Genomic DNA, 11,213 nt, shown 5'->3' with positions numbered 1-11,213 from the left:
TTGAGTCCCCTGAAGGGCCGTCGAAGACTACGACGTTGATAGGTTGGGTGTGTAAGCGCTGTGAGGCGTTGAGCTAACCAATACTAATTGCCCGTGAGGCTTGACCATATAACACCCAAGCAATTTGCCTGCTTCAAGCTGAAAAGCAACGAGCGCCAGATTGCGGTGTGTGAAGACGAAATGAACCGAAAGTTCGACGTTCACAAAACACCGAAAGCTGTCACATACCCAATTTGCTGAAGCGAAGCCAACAGGCTACGACTCAGTACCCGAATTTCTTGACGACCATAGAGCATTGGAACCACCTGATCCCATCCCGAACTCAGTAGTGAAACGATGCATCGCCGATGGTAGTGTGGGGTTTCCCCATGTGAGAGTAGGTCATCGTCAAGATTAAATTCCGAAACCCCAATTGCGAAAGCAGTTGGGGTTTTGTTTTGGGCGCTTGAAAAGTGCCGCGCTCATCAATAGTCGCGACTTTTTGCAATGCCCCCAATATCAGTCGAACCTTGCAGCGCTTCAGGGTTCACAGCAGGTGCGTCATGCATTTATCTCTATCGGTGTACCTACTGGCACCGGTGTAGCGTCTGAGCTTTTATGCAAAATAATCCCGGTAATAGGCCATAGCGCCTGTCCGGATCCGGCTACCCCGGACTATCATGCCGATAGCCCTATCTCTCACCGCAAGGAGCCGCTCGGAACGCCGATGCGCCAAATCTGGAAATCTTTTCGAGCCCTTTATTTCGCCTCCTTGATGATGCTGATTGGCTCCGGCCTGCTCAGTACTTATCTGGCCTTGCGTCTGGCAGCAGACAATGTCGACAGTCTATGGGTCGGTGCGCTGATGGCCGCCAACTATTTTGGCTTGGTCCTCGGTGGCAAGATCGGGCACCGTCTGATTGCCCGGGTCGGGCATATCCGTGCCTACGCCACTTGCGCCGGGATCGTCGGTGCGGCGGTGCTGGGGCACGGTTTGATTGATTGGCTGCCAGCCTGGATTGTGCTGCGGATGATCGTAGGCCTGGGGATGATGTGCCAGTACATGGTCATCGAAAGCTGGCTCAACGAGCAGGCGGATGCCAAGCAGCGCGGCGTAGTGTTCAGTGGCTACATGATCGCGTCTTACCTCGGATTGGTACTGGGCCAGTTGATCCTGGTAATGCATCCCCATCTTGGGCTTGAGCTGTTGATGTTGGTGGCGTTGTGCTTTGCCCTGTGCCTGGTGCCGGTAGCCATGACTCGACGCATTCACCCGGCGCCGCTGCACCCGGCGCCGATGGAGCCCCGTTTCTTTATCAAACGTGTGCCGCAGTCTCTTAGCACGGTGCTGGGCGCGGGATTGATCGTGGGCTCTTTCTACGGTTTGGCGCCGCTCTATGCGTCCCAGCAGGGCCTGACGACTGAGCAAGTCGGCCTGTTCATGGGTAGCTGCATTTTCGCTGGTTTGGTCGTGCAGTGGCCCTTGGGCTGGTTGTCGGACCGCTATGACCGAGCGTTGCTGATTCGCTGCTTTGCCTTGTGCCTGGCGATAACGGCATTGCCGCTGGCGATCATGACTCAAGTGCCGTTGGAAGTGCTGTTCGTGGCGGGCTTCTTTTGTTCGCTGGTGCAGTTCTGCCTTTACCCATTGGCGGTAGCTTTTTCCAACGACCATGTGGAAGGCGACCGGCGGGTATCGCTGACGGCCATGCTGCTGGTGACCTACGGCATTGGTGCCAGCATTGGGCCATTGTTGGCGGGTGTAGTGATGAAGCTATTCGGCAGTCAGATGCTCTACGCGTTTTTCAGCCTGTGTGCGTTGATCCTGGTGTGGCGAATTCGACCGAAGGCGGTGACCAACCTGCATCAGGTCGACGATGCGCCGTTGCATCACGTGGCGATGCCCGACAGCATGTCCAGTTCGCCGCTGGTGGCTGCGCTCGATCCACGGGTGGATGAGCAAGTAGTACAAGAGCAGATGCAAGTCAGTGTTCCTGATCCAGAGCCTGAACCCTCCACTGATGAGCCGGCCAGTGAAGAGTCGCACGAGCCCCCGGACCCCGACGAGCATCCACATGACCTGAGCAGGGCGCGCCCCTGAACGAAAAACGGACAGATCCCACCAGGATCTGCCCGTTTTTTACTTTAGCGTTGAAGACTTAAAGATCGTCGTCTTTGTCGAAGCGCCGAGCCTCACGCTGCAGTTGGTACACAAAGCGCTCCACTTGCCGCTGCACCAAACCGCTCATGTTGTGGAAGCGCACGCCGGCAAAGGTGGTGTTGATTTTGTCTTCGAAGTGCAGGTACCGCAGTTCGACGGAGGTGGTCATGCTGCCGAAGGGCAGCGCCGCGATAAAGCGATCATAGACCTGGCCCAGCTGCAGGCGTTCGGAGATATCGCCTTCAAAGCGTAATTTGCAGCCGGTGGCGGAGATATCCAGCAGTTTGCCGCTGATCGGGGCCTTAAGCTTTTCGCCACCCAACTCGATGTCCACCAATTGCGCGAGCTTTAGCGCGGCGCGGAAGGCACTGCGTCGCTGATGGTAAACCACCTCGTCGGGCAAGCTGCCGCTGTAGATGCGGTGGCCGTCTTTTGCGCTGACAGTCAGCGTGCCGTTGCTTTCCCAGGCAACCCGCACACCTTCATGGAAACCTTCGATACGAAAGGGTTCGCCATTCTCAAGGTAGCGTTCACCGTCACGAGGAATCATTTCGTCCAGTACCAGCGTCTTGCTGTCCCGGTCAATATCCACCAGGTAGCTCTGAAAGCGTTGGCTGCGTTCGTGGAAAGTGATGATCAGCGGATCATGGCTTTCTTGCAGCATCCGCAAGGTGCTGGCGATTTCCAGAGGCGTGGTGAGCACCTTCGGTGGCTGCGGTGCATCTTCCGCATTAAGGGCATTGAACACGGTTCTTCCATCTCCAGACAAAATACGACTACACGCAAGAACCGGCATTTTGCCAGTATGTAGCGCGCCTTGGATAGGTCACGCTGTAAGCCGGTGTCAGGCTTGGCTGCGGGTGCTTGGCTTGACCAGGCGTGAAGTTGAGCCCTGGGCGTTGTAAAGGGCCGGAGGCTCTCCGCCGTGCAGTATGCGCAACTGATTGGCGGTCGTGGCTTGCTGAAGCTGGATCGATTGACCGTTGAGCAGGTTGGCTTCCTGGCACTGGGCGAGCAATTGATTGAGTTCTTTGCTTTGCGCGAGTAGGTGATCACCGACCGAAGAATGGCTGGCCAGTTGTGCGAGGCCGTCGTGATCGGCGGGCAGGCCCAGGCTGATCAGGATCTCGCTGCGCTTCTTGCCGTGTTGTTCGAGCAGCACAATGAGCGACTGTTTGCGCGCCAGTATTTCTTCCAGCAAGCGCATATCCCGTCCGTACAGGGCCAGGGATTCCTCTTTGAGCAGCTCGAGCAATTGTTGCGTCGGCGCCAGATCATCAATGATCAGTTGAAGCAGATGTTCGTCGTGGTGCATGGCTGGCCTTGGGTTTTAAGCGTCCAAAAGCCCTGCGCAGGCCTTTGCCTAGCGCTCGGCTTCGAAGTTAAGCAGCTTGCTGGCTACACGGTTGCTGTCGACTTTATAGCTGCCATCAGCGATAGCCTGTTTCAACTCGGCCACCCGGGCTTTATTGACAACCGGTTGATCGCGCAGCGAGTCAGTGACCTTCTGCAACTGTTGAGCCTCATTGCTCAGGTGTACCGATTCCCCACTCTGGCTGGCGCTGGCCTGCTCTGCCTTGGCGGGCACGGGCTGGGGCTTGGCTTCTACGCTGTCCTTCGCACCGCCGGTGCGCGTATTGCCGGGCAAAGCCGGGGTGTTATTCAAACGACTGAAATCAATGACCATGTTGAAAAAACCTCTGGGTATTTGGACGCTTGCCATGTTTTCGGCCATACCCGGACAAACTTTAGGCTCGATTGACAATAAACCTGTACAGCCAGACATCCAACGCACAGTGTAGGAAAAGCGAGCGTGTGATTCCAGTAATCTATAACGCTACCTCGACCTGGCCTGGCGCCGTGACCCGCGCCTTGATCACTCGATTGGAGTTGAGATTCTTGACGCGAATCTGTTCGCTCATGCCGCCGTTGGACAGCGCTTCGCCCGGCATCCTCACATTCAGCCCGCCGCTGCTTGCGGAAATGACGACCTGGTCACCCTTGCGAATGACTTCGGCCTGTTCCAGATGAACCAATGTCATGACTTGATCAGTGACCATTGGTCGCGTGAGTTTCTGTCCAATAGCCTGGTCCACTGAGGTCAAGTAGCCCTGGCTGATCAGGCTGATGTCTCGCTCGCGCAGGGCCACATCCTCAAAGGTAATGATGCCGGTGCGCTTCAACGGTCGCGCCACCACCACAACGTCGCGAAACAGTTTGACCTGAGCCGGCACAAACACCGTCCAGGGTGAGGCGCCTTCGCAGCGTACCTTTACCGTTACGCGGCCTATGGGTTGGGCGGGGCTTTCCAGGGTGGCCGTCAATTCCTTGTCGCACATCGGCATGCGCAAACGCGGGTCCAATTGGTTGACTTGGATTTCATACCGGCCTGGTGTCTGCGTGGTCGCCAGATAATCTTCTACAGTGAACTCAAGAAAGCCCTGGGTGACGCCGATAAGCATATCAGGCAGGGTGACGTTGTCGGCGCGGGTCGTGACGCCCAGGCCCAAGGCAAGCAGCGCCATCGTAGCGCAGAGAAGACTGCGGTACTGTGAGCGGCTAATGCGTCGGGAAACTGTCGTTTTAATATCCATACTCAATAAATAGCAAAGCTCGTGCCGTTTAGTGTTGGGTACGCGTCGTACCCCTAGGATTTAGGAGTCTGGGCATGGCAGGTGTAATGGATTCAGTAAACCAGCGTACACAGCTGGTAGGGCAGAATCGCCTGGAGTTGTTGCTTTTCCGCCTGGATGGCAAGCAGTTGTACGGCATCAACGTGTTTAAAGTGCGGGAAGTGCTGCAATGTCCCAAGTTGACGATAATGCCCAGGTCCAATCCGGTGGTGTGTGGCGTGGCCAACATCCGTGGCGCGACTATTCCGATTCTTGACCTGGCACTGGCTACGGGTTCCGCCGGTTTGCAAGACCGCCAGAACCCGTTTGTGATCATCACCGAGTACAACACCAAGACCCAGGGTTTCCTGGTGCGCTCGGTGGAACGTATCGTCAATATGAATTGGGAGGAGATTCATCCGCCACCCAAGGGCACTGGGCGTGATCACTACCTTACTGCAGTGACGCGGGTCGATAACCAGTTGGTGGAAATCATCGACGTGGAGAAAATCCTCGCCGAAGTGGCACCGACCTCGGAAACTATCTCCGTCGGCGTAGTGGACGCCGAGACCGCACACAAGGCCGTGTCCCTGCGCGTGCTGACGGTGGACGACTCCTCGGTAGCGCGCAAGCAAGTCACGCGTTGCCTGCAAACCGTCGGTGTCGACGTGGTGGCCCTTAATGATGGTCGCCAAGCCTTGGATTACCTGCGCAAGCTGGTGGATGAAGGCAAGAAGCCAGAAGAAGAATTCTTGATGATGATCTCCGACATCGAGATGCCGGAAATGGACGGCTACACACTCACGGCCGAGATACGCAACGATCCACGCATGCAAAAATTGCATATCATCCTGCATACTTCGTTGTCGGGAGTATTCAATCAGGCAATGGTCAAGAAAGTCGGTGCTGATGACTTCCTGGCCAAATTCCGTCCTGATGACCTCGCATCCCGGGTAGTCGACCGGATCAAGGCAGCAGATCACGGCTAGGGGATGTCCCCCGGCGGTCACACGATTTAAGAGGCGGTATCAGTGTCTACGGGTAATTTGGATTTTGAACAGTTCCGGGTCTTCCTGGAAAAGGCCTGTGGCATATTGCTCGGTGAAAACAAGCAGTACCTGGTATCCAGCCGTCTCAACAAGCTGATGGAACAGCAGGGCATCAAGTCCCTGGGTGAGTTGGTCCAGCGGATCCAGGGGCAGCCGCGCAGCGGGCTCAAGGAGATGGTGGTCGATGCCATGACCACCAACGAAACCTTATGGTTTCGTGATACCTACCCCTTTGAAGTGCTCAAGAACAGAGTGCTGCCGGAAGCCATCAAGGCCAGCCCGGGCCAACGTTTGCGAATCTGGTCGGCGGCCTGTTCCTCGGGGCAGGAACCGTATTCGATCTCGATGTCCATTGACGAGTTCGAACGTACCAACATGGGCCAGTTGAAGGCCGGCGCGCAGATTGTCGCCACGGATTTGTCCGGCACCATGCTGACCAACTGCAAGACCGGTGAGTATGACAGCCTGGCCTTGGGCCGTGGTTTGTCCCAAGAGCGCCTGCAACGCTACTTTGACCCGAAAGGGGCAGGGCGCTGGGCGATCAAGGCCCCGATCAAGAACCGTGTAGAGTTCCGCTCGTTCAACCTGCTCGATAGCTACGCCAGCCTGGGCAAGTTCGACATGGTGTTCTGCCGCAACGTGCTGATCTATTTCTCGGCCGAAGTGAAGAAAGACATCTTGTTGCGCATCCACGGCACGCTCAAGCGCGGGGGCTACCTGTTCCTCGGTGCTTCTGAAGCGTTGAACGGACTTCCGGATCACTACCAGATGGTCCAGTGCAGCCCGGGGATCATTTACCAGGCCAAGTAAGCCGTACGCGATCAAAAATGTGGGAGCGGGCTTGCTCGCGAATGCGTTCTGTCAGTCAGAGATAAGTTGACTGACCCTCCGCATTCGCGAGCAAGCCCGCTCCCACATTTGTTATGCGGCAGTCCTCCTGAAAGCGGCAACTCCTTATTGCCGCTTTACTGGCGCCACGCGGAAATCGCTTGCCGCTTTTCTGGCATCGCCGCCGGCAACTCCCCTCGAAACCCTTGATATACGGGCTCCCGCAAGATTGGCATGCACCTTGCTATAACCCTGCTAACGAACAGCAGGTCAGCCTAAAGGTTTCCGCCATGAGCATCAGCTTCGATAAAGCGCTCGGTATCCACGAACAAGCCCTGGGTTTCCGCGCCCAGCGTGCCGAAGTCCTGGCCAACAACATTGCCAACGCCGATACCCCGAACTACAAGGCTCGGGATCTGGACTTCTCTGCCGTGCTCGCTGCACAACAGGACAAGACCAAGAACGGCACCTTTGCCTTGAACATGACCAACAGCCGTCATATTGAAGCGCAGGGCCTGGGCAATGGTGACGAGTCGCTGCTGTATCGCACGCCGATGCAGCCGTCGATCGACCAGAACACAGTGGACGCCCAACTGGAGCAATCGAACTACGCCGAGAACTCGGTGAACTTCCAGGCCAGCTTCACCCTGCTCAACAGCAAATTCAAAGGGCTGATGTCAGCCCTGCGTGGAGAGTAAGCCATGTCCCTGTCCAGTGTTTTCAATATTGCCGGCAGTGGCATGAGCGCGCAGACCACGCGTTTGAACACCGTCGCCAGTAACATCGCCAACGCCGAGACCGTGTCTTCGAGCATTGACCAGACTTACCGCGCCCGTCACCCGGTGTTCGCCACCATGTTCCAGGGTGGCCAGGGCGGCGGCAGCGATTCGTTGTTCCAGAACCAGGATGCAGCCGGCTCCGGTGTGCAAGTGCTGGGTGTGGTCGAAGACCAGAGCAACCTTGAGGCCCGTTACGAGCCGAACCATCCTGCCGCGAACGAAAAGGGGTATGTCTACTACCCCAACGTCAACGTAGTCGAGGAAATGGCTGACATGATTTCCGCCAGTCGCTCGTTCCAGACCAACGCGGAAATGATGAACACCGCCAAAGCCATGATGCAGAAGGTCCTGACTCTGGGTCAGTGATAAGGGGCGCCAAATAATGGCCATCGTTGATACGTCTAACAACACAGCAGTCCAGGACCTGTTCAATTCCAAGGTCAAGGACGCTTCGAACAATGTATCGAATGTTTCCAAAGCTGCCACTGGCAACCAGTCGCTGGGCAAGGATGCATTCCTGCAGTTGCTGGTCACCCAGCTGAAAAACCAGAACCCGCTGTCGCCCCAGGACAACGGCGCGTTTGTGGCCCAGCTTGCACAGTTCAGCAGCCTGGAAGGCATCAACACCCTGAACGACTCGGTGAATAACATCTCCAGCAACTTCAGCTCGTCGCAAGCGCTGCAGGCTTCGTCGCTGGTGGGGCGGTCGATCATCACCCAGACCGACAAGGCCATGGTCGATACCAGCAAGAGCATGACCGGTTCGGTGGCGGTGACATCGGCGGTGGGCAACGTCTCCGTCAAGATCACCGACAAAGACGGCAATGTCGTGCGCACCGTGGACATGGGCGCGCAGAGTGCCGGCAGCCAGAACTTTATCTGGGATGGCAAGAACGACAAGGGCGAGGTTGCTCCAGCTGGCACCTACACCTTCAATGCAACTACCAAAAATGACAAGGGTGAACCGTTAGCCCTGGCCACCTCGCTGCCAGCTACGGTCACCAGCGTGACCCTGAGCAAGACCGGCGGCGAAATGCTGCTCAACCTTGCAGGCGGCATGGGCAGCGTCAAGCTGTCGCAAATTCAGACTATCGGTACATAGAGCCGGCTAAATACGGCAGAGGGAGAGAAACATGTCTTTTAATATCGGCCTTAGCGGCCTCTATGCGGCCAACAAACAACTGGACGTGACCGGCAACAACATCGCCAACGTCGCGACCACTGGCTTCAAGTCATCCCGTGCGGAATTCTCGGACATCTACGCGGCTTCCAAGCTCGGTACCGGCCAGAACAGCATCGGCAACGGTGTGAACCTGGCGGCGGTGTCCCAGCAGTTCACACAGGGTGACGTCAACGGTAGCGGTGGCATCCTTGACATGGCGATCCAGGGCGGTGGCTTCTTCGTGCAGAAGGGCAGCGACGGCTCGCTGGAGTACACCCGTAGCGGCGCATTCCGCGCGGACAAAGACGGCTACATCACTAACAATACCGGTACCTCGCGTCTGCAAGGTTATGCTGCGGACGAGAATGGCAAAATCACCAAAGGCGGCCTGGTCGACCTGCAACTGAACCTGGCGAACCTGCCACCGAAGGCGTCTACCAAGGTGGACTCTTCCAGCAACCTGAACTCTTCGTCGCCGGTGATCGATCAGTCCAAGAACCCGTTTGATCCAACCAAGTCCGAAACCTTCACCACGCAATACGGCACCACCTTGTACGATTCCCAGGGCAACGCACACCCGATGGTGCAGTACCTGGTGAAAACCGATGCCAACCAGTGGCAGGCCTACACCTTGATCGATGGTCGCAACCCTGATGGTTCGGCGCCTACCGGTACCGGTGCTGGGGTGACGGCGCCAGTGCCGTCGACCTTGAGCTTCGATGGTGCCGGTAATCTCAAGAGCATCGTGACCGGCGGTGTTGCCGGTAACACCTTGACCATCAAGGATTGGGTACCTGGCACGGTGACCGATGGCGTATGGAAGCCTAACGATGCGACGGCGAACAAAGACGGCATCGCCATCAATATGGGCACCGTCACTCAGTACAACTCGGCCAGCTACCGTAACCCTCCGGTCACCGATGGTTATGCCACCGGCCAGATCACCGGCCTGAAGATTGATGGCAGCGGTGTGCTCTTCGCCACCTTCAGTAACCAGCAAAGCAAGGCCATCGGCCAGATTTCCCTGGCCAGCTTCAATAACGAGCAGGGCCTGCAGCCGGCCGGCGGTACGACCTGGAAAGAGACCTTCGCGTCAGGCCAGCCGGGTTTTGACGCACCGGAATCTGGCACTCTGGGTTCGATCAAGGCCACTTCCCTGGAGAACTCCAACGTCAACCTGACCAACGAGCTGGTGGACCTGATCAAGGCCCAGAGCAACTATCAGGCGAACGCCAAGACCATCTCCACCCAGAGCACCATCATGCAGACCATCATTCAGATGACCTGATACCGTCGCTCAAGTACCCGCACACAAAAAGGCCCCTCGATCGAGGGGCCTTTTTTGTGTGCGCTACTTAGTCATTTACTGCTTGTTTCACCTTACCCCGATGCGGGAACGCGTAACGCCAATTTCGCCACGTATGAGCCAACGGACGGACGTCGTCCAGCGACTATAGGGTTTAAGTAAATGGCGAGCTATGCATTGTGGGGGGGTAGCGCAGGTGGAGCGCGTGGTTTCGACGCGACTGTCTATGGCGGCACGTATGGGCGGCAAAGTCCGGCGTATGGGGCCAACGATGACAAGGCTGCCAACACGGAGTCGGTCAGGAAGCTGCTCAGTGAATTGATGGATGCCGAAAAAACATCCAAGAGCCAGACGGCTCAAGACCTTCGCAACAAGTTGAATGATAAGCGCGAAGAACTGGGTGACGAAAAATTCAAAGAGATCATGAAAGAGCTGATGGAAAAGGCTGACGTCTCTTGGTTGGAGCATTTGCGGCGCCTGATGAAGTTGTGGTTTCCAGAACTGGATGATGCCTCTCCAACACCATCACCGCCTTCCCCCGCTCCATCACCTGGCGGTGGCGGTGGCGGCGGTGGAGGCAGGGCCAGTCCAAACAATTTTGGCCCCAGCGAGCCCATGAGTAATCTGCCGATTACCGAAGGCTCCAAGCACTTCAACTACAAGCCTGATCAAAGTAATCCAGGGAAAAAGCCAGATAATATCTGGAGTGGGTTCAGCCAGGGGCCGGACGGTAATTGCGTCACCGTTTCAGCGATAAAGGGCGCAATGATGAAGTTCGGTCAGAAGCCCACCGACGTTTTCAAGGAGGTGAAAGAGACGGCCAATGGTTATCAGGTGAAAATGCGTGACGGCTTCGAACTCAATTTATCCAAGGACGAATTGAAGCAAGCGGCCAGGTATGCGCAGTTCAAGGGCGATAATCCGCAGATGTTGACTGATGCCAACTTCATGTTTGCGGCGAGTGCCAAGCGCGCGCAGATGGAAGGCAATGGCCTGGACGACAACCCGAATGAATCGAAAAAGAGCTTTGCCCATGCGATGCAAAGCCTGAATAACGGCGAAATGCCCCACGAAGCGTTGGATCGCCTGGGGTTGAAAGGGCTTTACCGGCGGTCTTCGAGCAGTGAGCTGGCGAGCGGTAAGCTCGGTGTCGTGGCCTATGATCGCCACTCGATGGCGGTGATCGATGGGCGAGTGGAGCTGTGGGGAAGACGAGGAGGCGCACCGAAGCAGGGTATTGCCTACGCTTTCCTCTAGGGACGAGAAACGAAAAAGCCCGATAAACCCCAAGCAGTCAGGGTCTATCGGGCTTTTAATCCAGGGCGTTCAAGCCCTGG

12 protein-coding genes and 2 rRNA genes are annotated in these 11,213 nt (G+C 56.6%); 10 read left to right on the top strand and 4 right to left on the bottom strand.

What is annotated here, in order from left to right; genetic code table 11:
* The 3 genes from JFT66_RS04165 to JFT66_RS04155 all read left to right on the top strand — a co-directional run.
* Positions 1–108: ribosomal RNA gene (locus JFT66_RS04165) — 23S ribosomal RNA — on the top strand; the annotation flags it as partial.
* A 169-nt stretch (positions 109–277) separates the two neighbouring features.
* Positions 278–393, top strand: a 5S ribosomal RNA gene (gene rrf, locus JFT66_RS04160).
* A 313-nt stretch (positions 394–706) separates the two neighbouring features.
* A complete protein-coding gene (locus JFT66_RS04155; protein WP_198858809.1) occupies positions 707–2,080 on the top strand; it encodes an MFS transporter in 1,374 nt (457 codons plus the stop codon).
* A 58-nt stretch (positions 2,081–2,138) separates the two neighbouring features.
* On the opposite strand, the gene JFT66_RS04150 is transcribed toward JFT66_RS04155, so the two are convergent.
* The 4 genes from JFT66_RS04150 to flgA all read right to left on the bottom strand — a co-directional run bounded on the left by JFT66_RS04150 (position 2,139) and on the right by flgA (position 4,734).
* The gene (locus tag JFT66_RS04150) at positions 2,139–2,888 is read right to left on the bottom strand and encodes a flagellar brake protein (protein WP_198809660.1); all 750 of its coding nucleotides are present in this window, start codon (positions 2,886–2,888) and stop codon (positions 2,139–2,141) included.
* Between the two features lie 96 nt (positions 2,889–2,984).
* Positions 2,985–3,455, bottom strand: coding sequence for a flagella synthesis protein FlgN (locus JFT66_RS04145; RefSeq protein WP_198858808.1), 471 nt, complete (start codon positions 3,453–3,455; stop codon positions 2,985–2,987).
* A 48-nt stretch (positions 3,456–3,503) separates the two neighbouring features.
* A complete protein-coding gene (flgM, locus tag JFT66_RS04140; RefSeq protein ID WP_198858807.1) occupies positions 3,504–3,827 on the bottom strand; it encodes a flagellar biosynthesis anti-sigma factor FlgM in 324 nt (107 codons plus the stop codon).
* Between the two features lie 142 nt (positions 3,828–3,969).
* Positions 3,970–4,734: a flagellar basal body P-ring formation chaperone FlgA gene (gene flgA / locus JFT66_RS04135; RefSeq protein WP_198858806.1), complete on the bottom strand. Its 765-nt coding sequence runs from the start codon at positions 4,732–4,734 to the stop codon at positions 3,970–3,972.
* 74 nt (positions 4,735–4,808) lie between these two features.
* Here flgA and JFT66_RS04130 point away from each other — a divergent pair, with 74 nt between their 5' ends.
* The 7 genes from JFT66_RS04130 (at position 4,809) to JFT66_RS04100 (ending at position 11,133) form a co-directional block, all read left to right on the top strand.
* Positions 4,809–5,741: a chemotaxis protein CheV gene (locus JFT66_RS04130; RefSeq protein ID WP_034120827.1), complete on the top strand. Its 933-nt coding sequence runs from the start codon at positions 4,809–4,811 to the stop codon at positions 5,739–5,741.
* Positions 5,742–5,783: 42 nt separating this feature from the next.
* Positions 5,784–6,611 carry a protein-glutamate O-methyltransferase CheR gene (cheR, locus tag JFT66_RS04125; RefSeq protein WP_034120826.1) on the top strand — a complete coding sequence of 276 codons (828 nt, stop codon included), beginning with the start codon at positions 5,784–5,786 and terminating at the stop codon, positions 6,609–6,611.
* Between the two features lie 308 nt (positions 6,612–6,919).
* Positions 6,920–7,327, top strand: coding sequence for a flagellar basal body rod protein FlgB (gene flgB, locus JFT66_RS04120; RefSeq protein ID WP_034120825.1), 408 nt, complete (start codon positions 6,920–6,922; stop codon positions 7,325–7,327).
* A 3-nt stretch (positions 7,328–7,330) separates the two neighbouring features.
* Entirely contained in the window at positions 7,331–7,774 is a 444-nt protein-coding gene (gene flgC / locus JFT66_RS04115; RefSeq protein ID WP_034120824.1) for a flagellar basal body rod protein FlgC, read from the top strand.
* Positions 7,775–7,790: 16 nt separating this feature from the next.
* Positions 7,791–8,510, top strand: coding sequence for a flagellar hook assembly protein FlgD (gene flgD, locus JFT66_RS04110; RefSeq protein ID WP_034120822.1), 720 nt, complete (start codon positions 7,791–7,793; stop codon positions 8,508–8,510).
* Positions 8,511–8,541: 31 nt separating this feature from the next.
* Positions 8,542–9,858 carry a flagellar hook protein FlgE gene (flgE, locus tag JFT66_RS04105; protein WP_034120821.1) on the top strand — a complete coding sequence of 439 codons (1,317 nt, stop codon included), beginning with the start codon at positions 8,542–8,544 and terminating at the stop codon, positions 9,856–9,858.
* Between the two features lie 180 nt (positions 9,859–10,038).
* Positions 10,039–11,133 carry a hypothetical protein gene (locus JFT66_RS04100; RefSeq protein ID WP_153839964.1) on the top strand — a complete coding sequence of 365 codons (1,095 nt, stop codon included), beginning with the start codon at positions 10,039–10,041 and terminating at the stop codon, positions 11,131–11,133.
* The last annotated feature ends 80 nt before the right edge of the window (positions 11,134–11,213 follow it).

The organism is Pseudomonas sp. MF6755 (assembly GCF_016405635.1).
Taxonomy (GTDB): Bacteria; Pseudomonadota; Gammaproteobacteria; order Pseudomonadales; family Pseudomonadaceae; genus Aquipseudomonas; species Aquipseudomonas haemolytica.
This window is presented reverse-complemented; position numbering and strand designations above follow the sequence as displayed.